We start from the raw sequence: 18,677 nt of genomic DNA, 5'->3' as shown, positions 1-18,677 counted from the left end.
TTTACCTCCTGTCTGCTATCCCTTAACCGAACCTGCAGATACGCCTCCTACAATATATTTTTGCCCTATGATAAATACCAGCAGCACCGGAGCCAGAGTCAGAATGATATCTGCTGCTACTAGGTTCCAAGAATGTTCAAATGCCCCAAAAAAGTTATACACAGCCAGAGTCATGGGCCATTTCCTAGAATTATTTAAGTAATACAACGGCATGGTAAAGTCATTCCACACCGCCATAAAATCGAGAATAAATAAGGTTGATACGATTGGCTTTAGCATTGGAGCAATGACTCTTACAAATAACTGGTGGGGGCCACACCCATCAATCACTGCAGCTTCGTCGACTTCCCTTGGTATGGTTTCAACAAAACCAAATGCCAGAAACAGACTAAGGGGAATATTAATGGCGGCATAAAGAAGAATAATTCCAAACCTGGTATTCACCAAATGTAAAGCCTGCATAACCTTCATAAGTGCAACATTATTTATGGGCATGGCAATCCCGGAGATTATAAAGTAGTAAAGGAATCGGTTCACGCCCTTCTGATTTCTTGCAATTACAAAAGCAGCCGCTGACACCACAATCACGATGATGGTAACACTGCCGGCCGCATATAAAAGACCGTTTAAAAAAGAAGAGAACAGCTTTCCCTGCTGAATTACCTTCCCATAGTTTGCAAACATCCACTTCGTAGGGATTGACAATGTCATTCGGTTTGCTTGCGCCGAAGTTTTAAACGAATTCAGAAACAAGACAGCCAGAGGAAGAAGCACAATCAAACTAATACATACCGTTACCACATTGCCAATGATACCCCTCATGATTTTCCCAGTTTTCCCCATCATACTTCCACCTCCTTATGTTCCATGGATTTGATGATAAAGTATAACAATGCTAGAACTACAAAGAAAAGGATGCTTGATAATGTGGTTCCCATGGCCAGATTTCCCTTTGAAAATTCCTTGTAAACAGCTGTATTAATCACACCTGTTGCATTGCCAGGTCCACCGTTTGTCAGGGAATAAATCATATCAAATACTCGTAAGCCATAGGTTACGTTTAGTATGGTCACATTGACAAGAACCGGTTTTAACAGTGGCAATGTGATACTCCATAATTTTTGGAAAAAGCTGGCACCGTCCATACTAGCCGCCTCATAATATTCCGGGGAAACCGATAATAGCCCTGCGATTACCACCACCATGATATATCCCATGCCCTTCCACGTATCTACCATCATGACAGTGGGAAAAACAAGACTTAAATCCGTCAGCCAGCTTTTTGCCAGTCCACCCAGTCCCATACTTCTTAACATATGATTGAAAAATCCGGTTGTGGGATGTAACATACTTTTAAACACGAGACCGACTACTAGGTAAGACATCACCTGAGGTGAAAAAATAATCATGCGGTGAAAATTCTGAAACCGAATGAATTTCTGGGTCAAAAGAAGCGCCAAAGCCAATCCAAAGATGGTTTTCATGATAGTTGTGAAGACGGTGAACCAGATTGTGTTCCCTATGTATTTTAAATATTCGGAATTCCCCTGAAACACTGCTTTATAATTACTAAATCCTACAAAATTAATCTCATTGCTAAAATTATTCCAATCCGTAAAAGAATAAGCGATTCCTAAAACCCCAGGAACAAAACACAGCAAGAAATAGAGAAAAGCAGCTCCTGCAGCAAAATACCATGGATATAATTTTTTTTTATTCATAATTTATTTCACCCAGCCCGGATCCTTTTGTAGTTTCGCTTGTTCTATCCGTCTGTCCATTATGGTTTTCAGTACCTCTTCTGGCGTGGAAGCTCCCGTATACATTGCCTCTAAATCTTTCCCCACATCCATCCACTGACTGTCAATGTAATTTACAGATGTCTGCACCACGTTTGCTTTTTTTAAAGAATCTAAAAAATCTTGGTCCTCCTTTGTATATTTGCTTTTGATCTCCGGCCAGCACAGTGCACTCAATTCTGGCTGTCCATCCAGCCTCTTTTGTAAATTTTCTGGTCTTGCTAAAAATTCAAAGAACTTCTTTGCTTCCTCTGGATATTTGCAATCCTTGTTAATAAAATATGCGTTACTTGCAGGATTTACCCCAACGATCTGGTTATCTCCCCATGGCATAATAAAAGCACCTAATTTTTCTGTCGCCTTAAATTCTGGGTACTCTTTTTCAATCTGGACGCGCATACCCAATTCTGCAATGGTCATAGCACAGCGCTCTGTTGCCATCGCTTCTTTTGAATTTTCCCATGCATTGCTTAAATAATCCTCTCCAAAATACCCGGCTTTCGCACATTCATCCAGTTCTTTTAAGATAGTTAAGAGAGAAGGAATCTCATCTAAATCAATTTTATTTGCATTTAATTTCTGATAGATATCCGGGTCCTGCTCCTGCCATAATCCTCCGGTTTCAAACAATGGAAGAACCTGATGCCAACCATTGGTAGTGGCTTCATAGACAGGCGTATAACCGGCATCCTTAATTTTCTGGCAGTCATCTTTCCATTCGTTGTAAGTCGTTGGTATTGAAAGTCCTAAGGATTTAAAAATGTCCTTATTGTATAAGTAGAAGTACATCTTCGCCCCCGGAAAGGTGATTCCATAAACCTTATCCTCTACGCTTACGGCTGCAAGTGTTGTTTTTTCTATGCGGTTTACCCATGGCTGGTTCGTTAGTTCCACACAATACTGATCCATATGAAGGCTGGAAGCCAAACCAATGGGAGTATCCACACAGATAATATCAGGTGCCTCTCCAGAATCTAATTTCACCTTGATCAAATCCCGCCACTGCGCATCTGGTGATATCTGAAAATCAATTTTAATTCCAGTCTCTGCTTCAAAATCCTTGGCAATCTGCTGCACGATTCCAGACGTTGGAAGTCCGCTCTGGTGACTGCCAAACGTCAGTGTCACCTTCTTATCCTCTTCTGTTCCCGCTGCCATCTTTTGTGAAACACAACCTGTAACTAAACTCATTGCCAATCCTGCTGCCAGTATACAGCCAATGAATCTCTTTCCATTCTTTTTCATGCCTTGTTCTCCTTTTCAGCTATTTTTATTTATCGCACGTTCCAGTTCTTGAACAAAATGTAATTATTATGTAGTAATACTATCATAACACGATTATATCTTGTGAAAAATAGACAATTCATAACTTACAATTGCATTTTTTTGAACTGTTTTGTATAATACACTGCATAGGAGGGTGACATCCATGAAAAAAAGGATGAAGCGTTATTCTCAACACATATATCTTTTCGTGATTTACGGGTTTTTAATCCTCTGCCTTATGAGTGTTTTTTTTCTTTTTACCTATGATCACTACCAAAAAAATGCACGGGAGGAAGCTGCGAAAGATTTGAATAATATGTGCGCTTCTGTAAAAAACTCGGTTGAACTTCAACTAGACAATCTCTCTACCATATCCATGAACCTTGTTTATTCCAATGCCATTAAAACAAATTTTAGGGAATTTTCTGAACTTTCCCAAAAAAGATACATCACTCCAAGAGAGATGGTAGCCTCTCATGATCATGTAAAAGCCATACAAGACGTCATCACGGCTATGATCGGCGCTTATCAAAGTGCGGCTTCCATCAATCTATATACCTTAGACGGCTCCTGTGTGGAGTCCGGATACACACAGAGGACTACTTCTGTGAATCTAGAAAAGAAAACATGGTATCAAGATACCATGCTCTTAAACGGTTATAAATTCATTACCCCTCCCATTGTAAACAAAGACCTTCCAGCCAAGGGCGAGAACCAGGAGTCCCAGAAATTCATCTCTCTTGTCCGTCTTTTTTTGGATTCTTCTGGTAAACCAGAGGGCATTGCAGAAGTGGTTTACGACTGTGGAAAAATCTTTTCTCTTGCCTCCCAGTTAGAGAACCAGAATCCAGACAGCACCATTTATATCTATAATTCGAGACAAGAACTGGTTTATCCTTATAACTCACCGGCACCAGAGACAGATTTTTTTAAAAAAGTTCAAAGTACTGGACTTCCAGAGCAGACTTCCCGCCTGTTGCAAACCAGCGAGAGAATCTCTTATCTGCTTACCTGGCAGAGCATTAGAGCCTATGATTGGACCGTTATTATGGTAAGGCCAAAAGCAGCGGTTTACAAACAATTGCAGAACTTACGGCTGATTTTTTTGCTTATTGGAAGCCTGTCTATCTTACTTACTCTGCTTATCTGTTTTACCATATCAAAAAAACTTACAGCTCCACTTCAAAAGTTAACAAATGCTGCCAATAAGATCACCATCAACCGGGTTCTTGACGAAACAAAAGTAAATCTCACTTCCGCAGACAGCCAGATTAAAGAAGTCTCCCAGCTCTGTGAATCCATCCGTATGATGTATGAAAAACTACGGTTCACTACCCAGGAAGCCTTGCTCTCCCGCACCGAAGAAACCCGAGCCAAGCTCCAAGCCACACAGTCACTGGTCAATCCGCATTTTCTTTATAACTGCCTTACCAATATGAGCGTGATGGCAGAGGAAGGCATGAACGATGACATCAGTCACATGTGCCTGGCTCTCTGTGATTACTTTCGATACATATCAGCTTCCAAGGAGATATTTGTCCCCATAGAAGAAGAATTTTTTTACACGCGCCGATACTTAGAGTGCATGCAACTTCGGTTCATTGAGGAACTTGATTATACGTTTGAAATGACAGAAGAATCCAAAAAACTTTACATCCCCAAACTAATCACACAACCAATTGTGGAGAATGCTTTTAAATATGCCTTTCAGATTCCGCCCCCCTGGAGGCTTCATCTTACCTCTACCATAGAGGGGGAATCCTGGATTATAAGAATTGAAGATAACGGTGGAACTTTAAATGAGGAAAGAAAAAATGAACTATTAGACCAATACCAAAATTTAGATCTCAAAGAAGAATTAAAGTCCATGGAAATTGGTGGACTCGGACTGAAAAATGTTTATCTGCGGCTCAAATTGCTCTATGGAGACAAAGCAGTGTTTTCCATTGATCAGCTTAAGCCTGGGAAAACAATTTTTATTCTAGGCGGTCCCTTATACCGCTCAAGGGAGGAATATGATGAACAACATCTCAAATTATAACTATATCGTAGTGGAAGATGAATCTTTGATTCGACAAAATCTGGTTAAAAAAATAACATCATTAAACCTGCCTTTTTCCCTGGCAGGGGAAGCTTCAAACGGAATGGATGCCCTCGTTCTTGTGAAAGAACACTTCCCTGATCTGGTCATTACGGACATCCGTATGCCTCAATTCGATGGACTAAAACTCGCCCATTATCTTCAAAAAAACCATCCCAGTACTAAAATCATTATTTTAAGCGGATACAGTGATTTCTCCTATGCGCAGTCAGCGCTCCACTATGGAGTTTCTGATTACTTGCTTAAACCAGTGACTTTAGAATCCCTTTTGGAATCCTTATCTAAAATCATGATAGCCATGGGCTCTGAATATCGCAATTTAGACTCATATTGCTCAAGCAACAGCAAACTAGACCAGAAGTCCATCTACAACCTGTTTGAAACCTATCTGAAGGAAAATTATAAACAGGATATTTCCTTTCAGGAGCTGGCGGATAAGTTTGGATTTACTCCGGAATATCTGGGTAAAATATTCAAAAAAAATACGGGAGAATCTCCACTCAAGTATTTAACAAAATTGCGTCTGAATGAGGCAAAACGACTTCTATTAAACAAGCCGGAACTTGAAATCCATATGATTGGAGAACTGGTTGGATACAAAGACGGATTTTATTTCAGCCGGGTTTTTAAAACCTATACGGGAATTCAACCAAGTGAATTTCGAAACCAAATCCCCAAAAATGAGTCTCTTGATCCCCCCTCTTTCTGATCCCTCCAGTCATAGAGCAAGCAGGACATTAAGACATCCATTCTCCCCTGCATTTTTTAGTTCAAAGCTAAAATTATGCAAATCAGCCTTTAAATACTCTGCTAATTTAGAATCTCCATTGAAGCCAATGTCCATCAGTTGATCGGTAAAAAAACAAAGGTTCATCTCCAATGAATCTACCGTATTGTGATTTACAAAATCCTTTAACCGTTCTATTTCAAGATGCGTATATCTGCGGATATCGGCGTTCTTACCAGCGATCCGACAGCCCAGCAGATTCCTGAACACAATTCCTGTAAGATTGAAAAAAAGTTCTTCATAATCCGGATAACAGGCCCTTAGCACATGCTGTATAAATTCATCTGGCAATTTTCCAAGAAATAACTGCTCAAGACCAATATTCTTAATATAGAGGTCGACTGCATCCACTCCGCAGAATTCATCCACTGATTTTAGAACCGGATAATCTAAGGTAAGAATATGATTTTGAGGTTCAAATCGAGGATCATAAGAAAGGAAGAAAGAAGGAATCCCAATCGCAAACGTATCATAATAACATCTGTTTCCATAAGAACTGAACTCTGTTATGATTTGGTTATACCGGTCCTTTGCCTCCCTCATTTTTTCAAGCACCAGTTCATATCCCCGGTCATATACCATTCTCCCATTCAGGCAGCCTTCCTTAAAAAGTTGTTCCTTATGGCACTCCTGCTGCTCATATTCATGGATGCAATATAAAACGGCTTCCATTAGTTGACTCGCCCTCTCATAGGTGATGGATGTACTTTCTTTGCTTGTATACTTATCAGTTAAATACGCAACAATCTGTATCAACTCTTCCATCTTAATATCCATCTTCATCCCCATCACCACCTTCAACTTTTTCCTCATATTGCCCATGTCCAAAACGGGATCTCCTTGCAAGCCCTTCTAACCCTGTCTCCTCCATATAGTCAAGACTTCCCTGACCGATTCCATCGTACAACATTTTCATCCGTTCAATCAATTCATCATCTGTAATTTCATCCATAAATTCATTTTTATAGTAGTAAAATATCTCCTGTAGACGTCCCAAAGTATCCACATAATTATCCTGATATAGATAAGGAGAATCACAGAATGCTACAATCAGTTTTGGAAGAATTCCATCTCCAAATTCCACACGCTGCTGTTGTTTTAAAGCCTCTGTCCTCTCTCTTAATAGAAGTGCTGACTCTTCCTGCGTTAATACCAATCCAAATTTTTTTGAATATTCATTGAGGTCACTTAAAGTAACAAGCTGACGGCTCTCATCAAACGACACCAACCAATTTTTATAATCCATACACTCACTCCTTTCTCTGATAGATCCTAAGTCTACGCTTGTTATCCTATCATTACAAGACTTGAAAAAATATTATTTTTGTGCTATAATAAGTGCATAAGAGATAGGAAAAAACCTGTCTCTTTTTTTTTGATTTTATTCTATTATGATTCGAAATACGGATTATTTCATTACATAATTCTTAAGAAATGCAGTATTTCTTACGCATTCTTACGCATTTTTAACTTCCCTTGACCCTGGATCTACTCCATGGTTTAAAGTCGAGACATCAGCAGGTAACACTGACTGAAGGAAACATGAGGGCGTTATGAAAGGAGACTGTATATGAAAAAACAGAAAATGAAATGGATCATCCCTTGCGCTGCTGCGCTTTTTACCATAGGTGCTTCTATGACATCGTTGGCAGCGCCAGGCTGGGCACAGGAAAATAATTCCTGGGTATACTACGATAATTATGGGGATTTAACCACACAGTCCTGGAGGAAATCGGGAAACAGTTGGTTTTATCTGGATTCAGATGGAGAACTTGCAACCAGTCGGATCATCGAATATGATGATAGTTACTATTATGTGAATTCCGCAGGTGCTATGGTTACCAATGAATGGAGATCCATTCCATCTGACTATGAGGATGAAGACTCACCGTATACCTATTGGTATTACTTTGGTGGGAACGGCAAAGCCTATAAATCTCCTAATTCCGGCAGAACTTCCTTCCGTTCTATACCGATTTCAACGGGTACCTCCTATGATTATGCCTTTGATTCAGAAGGGCGTATGTTGTATGGCTGGGTAGATGGAGAATCAACCCGAATTACCGGTGAGGATGCCTGGAAAGATGGCGTATACTACTGTGGCAATTCCGATGATGGAGCGCAGTCTAAGGGCTGGAAGCACCTTAAAGTGGAAGATGACGAGAATGACACCTATAATTTTGATGGGGCTTACTGGTTCTATTTTAAATCCAATGGGAAGAAAATGGAAGATGCGAAAAAGACCATCAATGGCAAAAAATATCGGTTCAATGAATACGGTGCCGCTGAATCAGAATGGTATGAAATTCCATCTGGAACTACCTCAACGGCTTCCACTGCAAGTTCTCCCAACCAGTACTATAATCTACCGTCTCAGTGCTGGCTTGCCAAAGGCTGGTTTAAAACAGTTCCCAGTGAGGAGATTGATGAAGAAGGCTATGACGATGGAACTGAATACTGGTTCTATTCTGACAACAGTGGAGACCTAGTCACCAGCCAGATCAAATCCATCAATGGCATAAAATATGGCTTTAACGAATATGGAGAAATGCTTCACGGACTCTATAAACTTAACTTCGATAGCGATAGAAGGATTATTTCCTATGAAGAAATTGAGTCAGAGGATGATCTTCCAGAAGCCGATGAAGATTGTATGGTATTTTACTTTGGAAATTCTCCAAAAGAAGGTGCCATGGAAACTGGAAGAACTACCCTTAAAATCGATGGTGAAAAATACACTTATAACTTCCGTCGAGCTGGCAGCTACAAAGGTGCCGGATATAATAAAATCAACGATGATCGGATCTATATTCACGGTCGTATGCTAGAAGCTGATCGTTACGAAAGGTACAGGGTCGTAAATTACAATGGAAACGATTATTTAATTAAAACTTCTGGTAAAATCGTAAAAAACAGAAAGAATGTCAAAGATGGCGATGATAAATACTATATTACCGACAAAAATGGCATTATCATTGATTCCAGTTATGAAAAGTTTTAATGATTATTATTAATTAAAAAAAGATAATATTCCCATAATAATTCGATCCATGTATGCTAACAATAATAGAGGAGCCAATCAACTAAGGAGGGTTTATCTATGTTAGTAAACGGAAAAAACGAATGCATTCAATGTTCCATTAACAACTGCTCGCATCATGCAAAAAGTGAAAATTATTGTACTTTAGACAAGATTATGGTCGGCACACACGAACAGAATCCGACAAAAAAAGAGTGTACAGACTGTGAATCTTTCCGAAATCAGGCATAATTTTTACAGAGCTAAAATATAAAAACAGCTGTGTCATCGTTGAGATGATACAGCTGTTTTTATATTAATTCTAATACAACGGATATTTATTGCAAATTTTTGTTACTTCACTTCTTATAGAATCTGCTTTGTTCTCAAAGTCAACGGCAGTCAACCAGATGCACTCTGCAATCTTTTCCATATCCTCTTCCTTTAAGCCTCTAGAAGTAATGGCAGGCGTTCCGATCCGGACTCCAGAAGTAACAAAAGGACTTCTCGGATCATTTGGTACTGCATTTTTATTTAGTGTAATAAAGACTTCATCGCATCGGTTTTGAAGCTCTTTTCCTGTAACTTCCAGCCCTTTTAAATCAATTAACATCAAATGATTGTCCGTACCACCTGTTAAAATATGAAATCCCTGCTTGATCAATGCCTTGGCAAGTGCTTTTGCATTTTTAACTACCTGTTCCTGATAAGCCTTAAATTCTGGCTTTAAAGCTTCCCCTAAGCAGACTGCCTTTCCTGCAATCACATGTTCCAGGGGGCCTCCCTGGGTTCCTGGGAATATTGCTTTATTAAAATTAAACTTATCTGCTGCTTCCTGATTTGCTAATATCATACCTCCTCTGGGACCTCTTAGGGTCTTGTGAGTGGTAGTAGTCACGACATCTGCATAAGGAATCGGGCTTTCATGAAGCCCGGCTGCAACGAGACCTGCAATATGTGCCATATCTACCATCAGATATGCGCCTGCTTTGTCAGCGACTTCTCTGAATCGTTTAAAATCTATGGCTCTTCCATAAGCACTGGCACCTGCAACGATCAGTTTCGGCTTATGCTCCATTGCAAGGCGTTCCATCTCATCATAATCTAAGTATCCCTCATCGTTCACACCGTAAGGTACGATATTGAAGTACATACCGGAAAAGTTAACAGGACTTCCATGGGTTAAATGACCACCATGATCGAGATTCATTCCCATCACGGTATCTCCAGGTTTTAACATAGCAATAAATACGGCCATATTCGCCTGAGCTCCAGAATGAGGCTGAACATTTACATAATCACAGCCAAATAATTTCTTGGCACGATCTATGGCAATTGTTTCTACAATGTCCACATCTTCGCAACCGCCATAATAGCGCTTACCTGGATACCCTTCCGCATACTTATTGGTAAGAACCGTGCCCATAGCCATCATGACTGGTTCTGAAACAATGTTTTCTGATGCGATCAGTTCCAGATTATTTCTTTGACGTGCACATTCTTTTTCAATGGCCTCTCCAACTTCCTGATCAAAACCAGTGATAAACTCCATTACCTCATTTACCATGTCCATTTCCTCGCTTTTCCTAATTTTTGTACCTCATTATTTTTTCCATTTTGCTAGATTATATAGCATACTTCTTTCCTATGTCAAGTTTTTCTCATTATTGATTTTATACAATCCATTTCATTCTGTACTTATCCGCTTATTTTATAATTGCGAATCACAATCTGAAGCGTTTTATTCCCATTGTATTCATTGACATCTGGATAATAAATTGCATCTAGGTTTCGTCTGTCACCAAGTTCTTTCAAAAAAGCATCTCCATCGGTAAATAGTACCCCAACTAACGGCGTTCCTTTGGCAGAAGCAAGCGAAAATTTAATTACATTTCGATTCTTTCCTAACACCCGAAGGCTTCTTATGTATAACCCTTTTTGAGCAAACAGCGGTTTCTCATTCCCATGTCCATAGGGTTCTAAAAGTTCCAGCTCTGTGACGAAAGATTCACTTATGTAATCCAGAGGCATAGCTACGTCGATCCAAATATTCCGGACGAAATTATCTTCCGTTAACTCTGCCTGCTGATTTAAACAGATGCGAAGTTTATCTATATTCTCTTTTTGAAGAGACAATCCTGCTGCCATTGGATGCCCACCAAATTTCAAAAGAAGATCCTTTACCTTGTTCAGTCCATCAAACATATGATAGGAATCTATGGAACGACCAGAACCTTTCACATTCACTTCCCCATCTGTCAAAACGATTGCTGGTTTTTCATAGTTTTCTCTCAACCGACCCGCTATGATTCCAGCTAAGGATTCATGACAGTCTGGAAGATAAACCACCAAAACATGGTCTTTAGCATACTTTTCTTCTACCTGTTCTATGGCTTCTTTCGTTCCCTGTTTTGTCATTTCTTTCCGTTTATCATTCAGATCTTTTAGTTCAAGCGCCAGCTTTTTAGCTTCTTCTTCCTTCCGGCTAAGTAACAAAGTTAATGCCAGCTTCGCAGTCATTAGGCGACCACCTGCATTCAAACAGGGGCCTATTACAAATCCAACCTGATAGGCATTGATATTGTTTGGATCCAGATTATTGGCTTCAATAAGTTTAAGCAGTCCCAGACTTTTTGTTTTACCAATCCTTTTTAGCCCTTCTTTAACAATAATTCGATTCTCATCCTGAAGCTTCATCACATCACCAACCGTTGCAATGGCTGCAAATTCTAACATCTCCAGCCATTTCTCCATGGGGATGTTACAGGCTTCATACAGTGCCTGCACGAGTTTAAAAGCAACCAAACCTCCACAGATTTCTGGATATGGATATTGGCATGCCTTTTGTTTTGGATTGATAATCGCATCTGCGGGAGGGAGTATCTCCTCCCCCTCCTCTTTTCTAATGTCATGATGATCCGTTACGAGTACCGTTAGTCCCAGTTCTTTTGCCAGTTTAATCTGGTCCACTGCAGCAATTCCATTATCACAAGTTAATATGGTATCCACTTGATCTTTAGCCGCTGCCATAACGATGGATTCATTCATTCCATACCCATCTTTAATCCGATCTGGTATTTCATAGTCTACCACAGCCCCTGCTTCCTTTAGTGCCTGATACAACAAATACGTGGAACAAATCCCGTCAATATCATAGTCTCCTACAATACGAATCCGTTTGGATTCTTGAATTTTTTTCAACAATGTCTTAACTGTAACATCCATACCCTTTAACAAATGTGGACTATAGAGATCCTCGATGCTGCCATGTAAATACTTTTTCACCGATTCATTCCCGATCACATCTCGGTTTCTGATGACTCTAGCTGTAACCGGCGAGATATGATGGCATCTGCCTATCTCATTAAAATCAGCGCGTTTTGTCTGAAGCATCCATCTCTCTGCTGCCATGATTAATCATCTCCTTAAATGCTTCTTCAAATGCCTTATCTTCTATGTCTTTGATATCTATCTTTTCTATTACATCTTTTAATGCCTTATCACCTGCCAGTTTTTCCGGAACTTTTCCTTCTTTTCTATCTTTCGCCGCATTTAATCGGTTCATCAGACCAGTAATGGAATAGAGAATGGACGCAAAGTCCCCCCGATATGCCTGTTCACAATTGGATTTGACCCTAAAATTCTCACTACCAATTTCCCGAAGTAAGTATTTTTCATCATCAATTATGGACTGAAGCCGAACTATGAGCTCGTTTACCGATCGGGTCAGTATTCCAATCTCATCCTCGGAACGATAGGTAAGATGTACGTTCAAATCTCCATTGGCTGCCCGTCTGGTTCCTTCAACCAGAGCTTTCACTGGTTTATCAATTGCTATGATAATATAAATCACCAGAAGAGAAATTACCGTTCCCACCAGACCTACCATCAATATTTTCAATCTAGCCAGACGCTCATACAAATGATCGCCTTCCCTGCTTGCCGCCTCAGACCCCTTCCGGTTAAATTCCACCACCTTTACAAACTCATTGCTGGATTTATCAAATAATTGCTGGGATTGTCCTATGATTAACTCTGTTGCACTTTTGGTATCGTTTGCCCGGCTTAACTTTAAAAGCCCGTCACTGCATTTTAAATACTTCTGCCAATATCCTTTTGCTTCCTTCATCTGCTGCCTGTCAGATTCGTCTGTAATATAAAACTCGTAAGAAGAGAACTCCTGTCTGATCTCTTCTTTATTATGTTTCATCTCCTTTTCCAACTGATCCTTATATTCATCATCTGTTGATATCACATGATTATATTCTTTCATTCGATAGTCAGACGTAATTGCATTCAATTTCTCCGCAATGATAATCGCGGGTATCCAAGTCTGTGATATCTCCGTACTGGCATCGTTTATTTTTTTTGCAGTAATGACGGATTCCGCCCCAATAACAACTAATCCCAAGATACTGATTGCTCCCAACAGCAGAAGTTTTGTTTTAATTTTAATATTTCTGATAGATTTCACTTTCATAACTCCTTAATGTTCTCCTTCTTGACCGGTAATCCGGGATTATTTTCTCCACAGTTTTCCAAAAATCAATGGAATGATTCATATGTGTTCGATGAGCCAGTTCATGTATCACCACATAATCCGCCAGTTCTTCTGGTAACAAAACCAGTCTCCAATTAAAGCTTAGATTCCCAGATCCACTGCAGCTTCCCCAACGGGTTGCCTGATCTCGTATGGTAATCTTTCCATAATCAATCTTCATGATCCTTGCCCAGTGTTTTGTTTTATCATATAGATAATCGACTGCCCGTTTCTGATACCACTGAATCAGCAATTTTTTTAAAGCAGAACTTTCGACCTCATGGAGATCTAACCCGATTGGACCTGTTATTATAAGCTGTTTTTCTGTCTCCTGCACTTGAAAACTTAATTGATTAAATTCCGAATTTACATGCAGCGTCCGGTTTTTTCCAAAGAGAAGTACCTCTGAGCTATCTTTCCACTGAAACGAATTGGCTCTTATCATGCTTTCCTTTGCCTTTTTTTGTTTCTCATAAACCCAACTACTGTGATTCTTTATCAATTTATGACCATACACCTCTGACTGGCTTATGGGGATCCTAACTATAACATTTCCTTCTTTAGATACCTGCAATGCTCCAGTCCGCCGATTGGATCTTATGATTTCATAGGTACATTCCGTTCCATCTTCAAAAGATAATATCCCAGACATCCCTATCATACTTTCCCTTTTCTTCCCTGTAATCATAAAATCCACTCCTAACCACTATCTATACTTATCTTACTGTCAAAAAGGTTCTGTTCCCAATTATAACGAAAAATGTCGAAGGAAACAATAGAAAACTTTTTATATCATTGAGAACTTTCTGCCATGCTCTCCAATTTTTTAAAGTCAGTGATGAAATAACCTTCTTCTTTTTTTAGTATGCCCTCATCACAGAATTTTTTGATAACAAATAAAACATGCCGATAACTGATATTCATGTATTCGGATAGGTCTGTGTGGGGAATCTGATATCTCCCATCTTGCTGGTGCGAAAGGATAAATGAGGCGAGTCGTTTCTCTAGAGAATAATTTAAATATTCACTGAGTCGAACGCTTCTTGCCATCAATTTTCTGGAAATATAAGCTGCGAAATAAAAAGAGACCATCGCATCTTTTTTACACATCTCTTTCAAATCTTTTAAATCAAATTCCAGACAGGATAACTCTTCTACAACCTTATTCTCTTTAATATAATCTTCTTGACAAAATAACGACAGCTCCCCCAGCCAGTCATTGGTTCCTACAAAATCAAGAATCGACCTTCTTCCATTCTCATGATCAATATATATCTTTACCATTCCAGAAAGAATCAGATAACAGCTGCTGATGGATTCGTCCACCAAAAAGATATTTTGTCCTTTTTTAAAACTACGTTCCCTTCCTTTTAGGTACAGGCTTTCCGGTATTCCACACTTATCATATATTTTCATGAACAATCCCTCAGTATGAGATTTCTCATAGTCATCTCATTTATTGTTATGGTATCATATTCTGGAGGTGAACACAATGCACAAGAAAAACATCGGTTTTATATTCTATTCTGTCCTTGCATTTTTATTATTTGGATTTGGAATCTCTCTTCAATTAAAAGCAGCCATCGGGCAAAGTGTCCTAAATGCACTTGCGATTACTTTAACTGCTTTGTTTCCCTTAAAAGTAGGAACCATTCTTAACGGAATCAATTCTCTGTTTTTTATTACCTATTTACTTTTACGGAAAACCCAATTAAACTATAAAGATGGCATCCAAATTCTTGCTACCCTGACAAATGGCTGGGTCATTAATTTCTTTGTCTATCAGGTACTATCTACATTTTCCGCAGAAACCTATGTTTTTCGGGTTATCTTGTACCTTTTGGGGCTTTTGATTGCCTCTGTAAGCCTAGGGGCGGTTCTTGCAATTGGATTTATCAAATTCCCTTTGGAGAGTCTCTGTCTGACCATCAACGAGAAGTATCACAAAAAATTTACGGCTGTCCGTATGAGTTTTGATGTCATATTTCTAGTATTGGCACTGATTCTTACCTTAACTACACATATATCATCGCAGATCCGGGAAGGAACGGTAATCAGCATTTTACTCCTATCTCCCCTTCTTGGAATTTGCTACAACTTTTTTCATAACTATTGGAATACGGAGGATTAACCATGTATCAAACCTACCTACTAGATCTTGACAATACTATCTTGGATTTTAATGCCGCAGAAATACGGGGCTTTCAGAAAGTGATTGAATTTTATGAAATAAAATATATCCCTGGTCTGTTGGAACAATATAAAAAAATAAATCGGAACCTATGGAATCAATTGGAGCAAGGAACCATACACCGGGAAGAACTATTCTTTACACGTTTCAAACTTTTTTTTGAGGAACTTGGAAAAGAGATAGACGGGAAAGAGGCAGAGCTTTTCTACCGGGAGCAATTAAGCAACAGTCCAGACTTAATGCCCCACGCAAAAGAGGCCTTGACTCAATTAAAGCAGCAGGGGAAAAAGTTATACTCTGCCTCTAACGGAGTTTACTCCACTCAAGTACAAAGACTCAAACAAGCGGGAATCTACCAATTGTTTGATGGAATGTTCATCTCGGAAGCCATTGGAAGTGAGAAACCGGATGTAAACTTTTTTGAACACTGTTTTACACATATTATAGATTTTAAGAAAGAGGAAACGCTAATGGTAGGAGACAGCCTGACGTCTGATATTCAAGGTGCCATTCATGCTGGTATCGATTCCTGCTACTTTAACCACTTTCACAACTCAACTTACGCAGACTCGTCTGTCTCAAAAGCTACATATAACATCAAGGAACTACCTGAATTGCTCCATTTGTAATACTATCCCTCTCGTGCCAACTCCACATTGGCTGAGAGGGATTTCTCTATTGAAATACGCCCATTCAACCATTGGCTAAAATATACTTCCAGAAGCATACCAATGTTTGATTAGATCGGGTCTGTAATCTTTTTTATTTGGATCTAAACTGTTTATGACAACACCACTTTGGCCAAGATATCCGGTGGAATGGATATAAGAACCATTGCCTAGATACATTGCGATGTGACCAGGGAAATACATTAAATCACCTGGGAGCATCTCTTCTTTCCTGATTTCATGTACCGGATATCCTGGCTCAATTCTGGCATCCCGAAAGATAAGGATTCCACTTAGAAAATAACTAGCAGAAGTTAATCCTGAGCAATCCATTCCTAGTGATGATTTTCCCCCCCATCGATACTGAGTTCCTAGATATTGTTTTGCTGTATCTGTAACCGCTTTGCGAAATACCTCTTCGTCAACAATCTTTTTCTGGGGAAGCCTCCCTGTCCACAAGCCTGATTGGGAAAACTCTTTTTCTCTTAAATACTGGTTTTTTATATAACCTTCACAACCGTCTAATAACAAAGCCTTTGACCAACCCACTTGTTCTGATTCTAGCACGCGTAACAAAGCTCCCCTTGGCAAAGAAATAAGTCTAATCCCCTGTACCGAAGGGATGGAAAGCACATCGCACAACATGCCATCGGTTACCATAAGATCTTGATTCTCCCAGTCTACCGCTGCAGATAGACAAACGATTTTAATTTCCTCTTTTTTCACATAGCCTAAATAGTGATACCATGTCATCACTGGATAAAAACCATTTGTCTCCTCTCCTATTATTTTAACTTCCATACCGTAAAGAAGTTCATCTGCAATGGCGGATATGATACCTTTATCTTTCTGTAACTTAGTTTCTAAAGGACGATCCCATACTGTTACTATGGGCTTTACAGCGATTCCAAAGCATTCCATGCATTTCTCCTTTCTAGGCTTCCTGCAAAGCAGTGTAGGAATCTTACCTATACAATTATACTATGGTTTATTCAAACAAAAAATCCAGCTCGAATATCCCAAAGGATAATCGGACTGGATTTATGTCACTTTTTTCAATGCGTCGGACAAGATTCGAACTCGCGGCCTTCTGGTCCGTAGCCAGACGCTCTATCCAACTGAGCTACCAACGCATATATATTAGTTCTTATTGTTACTATACACCTTTTTTCTTTATTTGTAAAGTTATGGAAATAATAAGGACTCTGATATGTTATAAATTAATTCAGGCGGGTATAATATTAGTCAAATACGAAAAAGGCACCCTTTACAGGATGCCTTTCTTTTTACAAACCCTTGTAAAACAAAGGTTTTCCCTACGTGCGTGAGAAGATTCGAACTCCCGACCCCTTGGTCCGTAGCCAAGTGCTCTATCCAGCTGAGCTACACACACATATAACGAATTGCCGATTAAGGCAATGCCGGCGACCGGAATCGAACCGGTACGGGAGATTAGTCCCGCAGGATTTTAAGTCCTGTGCGTCTGCCAGTTCCGCCACGCCGGCATTCTCATGATTTCTCATGGAAATGGGACCTATAGGGCTCGAACCTATGACCCTCTGCTTGTAAGGCAGATGCTCTCCCAGCTGAGCTAAGATCCCATAAAAATATAGTAAGCGCAATAATAAGACTTACTTACTGGTTTTTTGTCTGTATCATAATACAGAACGACCCGGATGGGATTCGAACCCACGACCTCCGCCGTGACAGGGCGGCGCTCTAACCAGCTGAGCCACCAGGCCAGATTATCAAATATTTAGTTCAGTGTTTAGTGGACCTTCGGGGACTCGAACCCAGGACCGACCGGTTATGAGCCGGTTGCTCTAACCAACTGAGCTAAAGGTCCTAAATATTATAATCTGATGCATATTCAGTTGTAAAAGCCGATGATCGGACTCGAACCGATAACCTGCTGATTACAAATCAGCTGCTCTGCCAATTGAGCCACATCGGCGATTAATGACCCCAACGAGATTCGAACTCGTGTTACCGCCGTGAAAGGGCGATGTCTTAACCGCTTGACCATGGGGCCAGCGCTCCCCGAGTAGGACTTGAACCTACGACCCAACGGTTAACAGCCGTTTGCTCTACCAACTGAGCTATCAAGGAATACTGCTTTACTACATATAGAGGTACATACCCTCAAAACCACACATTGTTATATATCTATTCATCCGTAATCTCTACCTAAACCAACTTGGTTAAGCCCTCGACCTATTAGTGACAGTCAGCTACACATGTTGCCATGCTTCCACCTCTGCCCTATCTACCTCGTCGTCTTCAAGGGGTCTTACTCTTGCGATGGG

The 18,677-nt window shown here is 39.9% G+C and carries 17 protein-coding genes, 9 tRNA genes and 1 rRNA gene; 6 read left to right on the top strand and 21 right to left on the bottom strand.

Annotation, left to right across the window (positions count from 1 at the left end):
• Nucleotides 1–15: 15 nt before the first annotated feature.
• From EFT72_RS10370 to EFT72_RS10360, 3 genes are read right to left on the bottom strand one after another with little or no spacing between them, the layout of a single operon-like run.
• Nucleotides 16–843 carry a carbohydrate ABC transporter permease gene (locus EFT72_RS10370; protein WP_124066951.1) on the bottom strand — a complete coding sequence of 276 codons (828 nt, stop codon included), beginning with the start codon at nt 841–843 and terminating at the stop codon, nt 16–18.
• Entirely contained in the window at nt 843–1,721 is an 879-nt protein-coding gene (locus tag EFT72_RS10365; protein ID WP_124066841.1) for a sugar ABC transporter permease, read from the bottom strand. Before EFT72_RS10365 ends, EFT72_RS10370 begins: the two co-directional genes overlap by 1 nt.
• A gap of 3 nt (nt 1,722–1,724) precedes the next feature.
• Nucleotides 1,725–3,044 carry an ABC transporter substrate-binding protein gene (locus tag EFT72_RS10360; protein WP_124066840.1) on the bottom strand — a complete coding sequence of 440 codons (1,320 nt, stop codon included), beginning with the start codon at nt 3,042–3,044 and terminating at the stop codon, nt 1,725–1,727.
• 184 nt (nt 3,045–3,228) lie between these two features.
• Here EFT72_RS10360 and EFT72_RS10355 point away from each other — a divergent pair, with 184 nt between their 5' ends.
• Entirely contained in the window at nt 3,229–5,106 is a 1,878-nt protein-coding gene (locus EFT72_RS10355) for a sensor histidine kinase (RefSeq protein ID WP_243109993.1), read from the top strand.
• The gene (locus EFT72_RS10350; protein WP_347561874.1) at nt 5,081–5,875 is read left to right on the top strand and encodes a response regulator; all 795 of its coding nucleotides are present in this window, start codon (nt 5,081–5,083) and stop codon (nt 5,873–5,875) included. Before EFT72_RS10355 ends, EFT72_RS10350 begins: the two co-directional genes overlap by 26 nt.
• 9 nt (nt 5,876–5,884) lie before the next feature.
• On the opposite strand, the gene EFT72_RS10345 is transcribed toward EFT72_RS10350, so the two are convergent.
• Together EFT72_RS10345 and EFT72_RS10340 are read right to left on the bottom strand one after the other, a co-directional pair.
• Nucleotides 5,885–6,736 (bottom strand): DUF6179 domain-containing protein, encoded by an 852-nt coding sequence (locus EFT72_RS10345; protein WP_124066839.1) that lies wholly within the window; start codon nt 6,734–6,736, stop codon nt 5,885–5,887.
• Nucleotides 6,720–7,199, bottom strand: coding sequence for a DUF6323 family protein (locus tag EFT72_RS10340; protein ID WP_124066838.1), 480 nt, complete (start codon nt 7,197–7,199; stop codon nt 6,720–6,722). The genes EFT72_RS10345 and EFT72_RS10340 overlap by 17 nt, the downstream gene beginning before the upstream one ends.
• A gap of 324 nt (nt 7,200–7,523) precedes the next feature.
• On the opposite strand from EFT72_RS10340, the gene EFT72_RS10335 reads away from it, so the two are divergent.
• Together EFT72_RS10335 and EFT72_RS10330 are read left to right on the top strand one after the other, a co-directional pair.
• On the top strand, nt 7,524–8,954 hold the full coding sequence (locus EFT72_RS10335) for a cell wall-binding protein (protein ID WP_124066837.1): 1,431 nt from the start codon (nt 7,524–7,526) through the stop codon (nt 8,952–8,954).
• A gap of 99 nt (nt 8,955–9,053) precedes the next feature.
• The gene (locus EFT72_RS10330; RefSeq protein WP_124066836.1) at nt 9,054–9,224 is read left to right on the top strand and encodes a DUF1540 domain-containing protein; all 171 of its coding nucleotides are present in this window, start codon (nt 9,054–9,056) and stop codon (nt 9,222–9,224) included.
• Between the two features lie 70 nt (nt 9,225–9,294).
• On the opposite strand, the gene glyA is transcribed toward EFT72_RS10330, so the two are convergent.
• From glyA to EFT72_RS10305, 5 genes are all read right to left on the bottom strand, one after another.
• On the bottom strand, nt 9,295–10,539 hold the full coding sequence (glyA, locus tag EFT72_RS10325) for a serine hydroxymethyltransferase (protein ID WP_124066948.1): 1,245 nt from the start codon (nt 10,537–10,539) through the stop codon (nt 9,295–9,297).
• Between the two features lie 131 nt (nt 10,540–10,670).
• Nucleotides 10,671–12,383 (bottom strand): single-stranded-DNA-specific exonuclease RecJ, encoded by a 1,713-nt coding sequence (recJ, locus tag EFT72_RS10320; protein WP_124066835.1) that lies wholly within the window; start codon nt 12,381–12,383, stop codon nt 10,671–10,673.
• On the bottom strand, nt 12,343–13,452 hold the full coding sequence (locus tag EFT72_RS10315) for an MCP four helix bundle domain-containing protein (RefSeq protein WP_124066834.1): 1,110 nt from the start codon (nt 13,450–13,452) through the stop codon (nt 12,343–12,345). The genes recJ and EFT72_RS10315 overlap by 41 nt, the downstream gene beginning before the upstream one ends.
• A complete protein-coding gene (locus EFT72_RS10310; protein ID WP_243109992.1) occupies nt 13,424–14,200 on the bottom strand; it encodes a SprT family zinc-dependent metalloprotease in 777 nt (258 codons plus the stop codon). Before EFT72_RS10310 ends, EFT72_RS10315 begins: the two co-directional genes overlap by 29 nt.
• 104 nt (nt 14,201–14,304) lie before the next feature.
• On the bottom strand, nt 14,305–14,928 hold the full coding sequence (locus EFT72_RS10305) for a cyclic nucleotide-binding domain-containing protein (RefSeq protein WP_124066833.1): 624 nt from the start codon (nt 14,926–14,928) through the stop codon (nt 14,305–14,307).
• 76 nt (nt 14,929–15,004) lie between these two features.
• Between EFT72_RS10305 and EFT72_RS10300 the strand changes: the two genes are divergently transcribed.
• Nucleotides 15,005–15,643 carry a hypothetical protein gene (locus tag EFT72_RS10300; RefSeq protein ID WP_124066832.1) on the top strand — a complete coding sequence of 213 codons (639 nt, stop codon included), beginning with the start codon at nt 15,005–15,007 and terminating at the stop codon, nt 15,641–15,643.
• A gap of 2 nt (nt 15,644–15,645) precedes the next feature.
• Complete coding sequence (locus EFT72_RS10295) at nt 15,646–16,332, top strand: YjjG family noncanonical pyrimidine nucleotidase (protein ID WP_124066831.1); 687 nt, start codon at nt 15,646–15,648, stop codon at nt 16,330–16,332.
• 75 nt (nt 16,333–16,407) lie between these two features.
• On the opposite strand, the gene EFT72_RS10290 is transcribed toward EFT72_RS10295, so the two are convergent.
• From EFT72_RS10290 to EFT72_RS10240, 11 genes are all read right to left on the bottom strand, one after another.
• Nucleotides 16,408–17,292, bottom strand: a complete 885-nt coding sequence (locus tag EFT72_RS10290) for an SH3 domain-containing C40 family peptidase (RefSeq protein WP_124066830.1) — start codon at nt 17,290–17,292, stop codon at nt 16,408–16,410.
• Nucleotides 17,293–17,430: 138 nt separating this feature from the next.
• Nucleotides 17,431–17,504, bottom strand: a tRNA-Arg gene (locus tag EFT72_RS10285).
• 186 nt (nt 17,505–17,690) lie between these two features.
• A tRNA-Arg gene (locus tag EFT72_RS10280) sits at nt 17,691–17,764 on the bottom strand.
• Nucleotides 17,765–17,790: 26 nt separating this feature from the next.
• Nucleotides 17,791–17,876 (bottom strand) — tRNA-Leu (locus tag EFT72_RS10275).
• 23 nt (nt 17,877–17,899) lie between these two features.
• Nucleotides 17,900–17,972 (bottom strand) — tRNA-Val (locus EFT72_RS10270).
• A 67-nt stretch (nt 17,973–18,039) separates the two neighbouring features.
• A tRNA-Asp gene (locus EFT72_RS10265) sits at nt 18,040–18,113 on the bottom strand.
• Nucleotides 18,114–18,143: 30 nt separating this feature from the next.
• Nucleotides 18,144–18,217: transfer RNA gene (locus EFT72_RS10260), tRNA-Ile, on the bottom strand.
• A 35-nt stretch (nt 18,218–18,252) separates the two neighbouring features.
• A tRNA-Thr gene (locus EFT72_RS10255) sits at nt 18,253–18,325 on the bottom strand.
• Nucleotides 18,326–18,331: 6 nt separating this feature from the next.
• Nucleotides 18,332–18,403, bottom strand: a tRNA-Glu gene (locus EFT72_RS10250).
• 4 nt (nt 18,404–18,407) lie between these two features.
• Nucleotides 18,408–18,480 (bottom strand) — tRNA-Asn (locus EFT72_RS10245).
• An 88-nt stretch (nt 18,481–18,568) separates the two neighbouring features.
• Nucleotides 18,569–18,677, bottom strand: a 23S ribosomal RNA gene (locus tag EFT72_RS10240); the annotation flags it as partial.

Source organism: Clostridium sp. E02, assembly GCF_003833015.1.
Classification (GTDB): Bacteria; Bacillota; Clostridia; order Lachnospirales; family Lachnospiraceae; genus Lacrimispora.
Note: the sequence above shows the minus strand (reverse complement) of the source record. Positions and strands in the feature narration are given on the sequence as shown.

Excerpts from the sequence above, each read along its gene's own strand:
- EFT72_RS10360 (WP_124066840.1), bottom strand. The coding sequence starts at position 3,044 with ATGAAAAAGAATGGAAAGAGATTCATTGGCTGTATACTGGCAGCAGGA.
- EFT72_RS10300 (WP_124066832.1), top strand. The coding sequence starts at position 15,005 with ATGCACAAGAAAAACATCGGTTTTATATTCTATTCTGTCCTTGCATTT.
- EFT72_RS10340 (WP_124066838.1), bottom strand. The coding sequence starts at position 7,199 with ATGGATTATAAAAATTGGTTGGTGTCGTTTGATGAGAGCCGTCAGCTT.
- EFT72_RS10365 (WP_124066841.1), bottom strand. The coding sequence starts at position 1,721 with ATGAATAAAAAAAAATTATATCCATGGTATTTTGCTGCAGGAGCTGCT.
- recJ (WP_124066835.1), bottom strand. The coding sequence starts at position 12,383 with ATGGCAGCAGAGAGATGGATGCTTCAGACAAAACGCGCTGATTTTAAT.
- EFT72_RS10355 (WP_243109993.1), top strand. The coding sequence starts at position 3,229 with ATGAAAAAAAGGATGAAGCGTTATTCTCAACACATATATCTTTTCGTG.
- EFT72_RS10295 (WP_124066831.1), top strand. The coding sequence starts at position 15,646 with ATGTATCAAACCTACCTACTAGATCTTGACAATACTATCTTGGATTTT.
- EFT72_RS10290 (WP_124066830.1), bottom strand. The coding sequence starts at position 17,292 with ATGGAATGCTTTGGAATCGCTGTAAAGCCCATAGTAACAGTATGGGAT.
- EFT72_RS10350 (WP_347561874.1), top strand. The coding sequence starts at position 5,081 with ATGATGAACAACATCTCAAATTATAACTATATCGTAGTGGAAGATGAA.
- EFT72_RS10330 (WP_124066836.1), top strand. The coding sequence starts at position 9,054 with ATGTTAGTAAACGGAAAAAACGAATGCATTCAATGTTCCATTAACAAC.
- EFT72_RS10310 (WP_243109992.1), bottom strand. The coding sequence starts at position 14,200 with ATGATTACAGGGAAGAAAAGGGAAAGTATGATAGGGATGTCTGGGATA.
- EFT72_RS10345 (WP_124066839.1), bottom strand. The coding sequence starts at position 6,736 with ATGAAGATGGATATTAAGATGGAAGAGTTGATACAGATTGTTGCGTAT.
- EFT72_RS10305 (WP_124066833.1), bottom strand. The coding sequence starts at position 14,928 with ATGAAAATATATGATAAGTGTGGAATACCGGAAAGCCTGTACCTAAAA.
- EFT72_RS10370 (WP_124066951.1), bottom strand. The coding sequence starts at position 843 with ATGGGGAAAACTGGGAAAATCATGAGGGGTATCATTGGCAATGTGGTA.
- glyA (WP_124066948.1), bottom strand. The coding sequence starts at position 10,539 with ATGGTAAATGAGGTAATGGAGTTTATCACTGGTTTTGATCAGGAAGTT.
- EFT72_RS10315 (WP_124066834.1), bottom strand. The coding sequence starts at position 13,452 with ATGAAAGTGAAATCTATCAGAAATATTAAAATTAAAACAAAACTTCTG.
- EFT72_RS10335 (WP_124066837.1), top strand. The coding sequence starts at position 7,524 with ATGAAAAAACAGAAAATGAAATGGATCATCCCTTGCGCTGCTGCGCTT.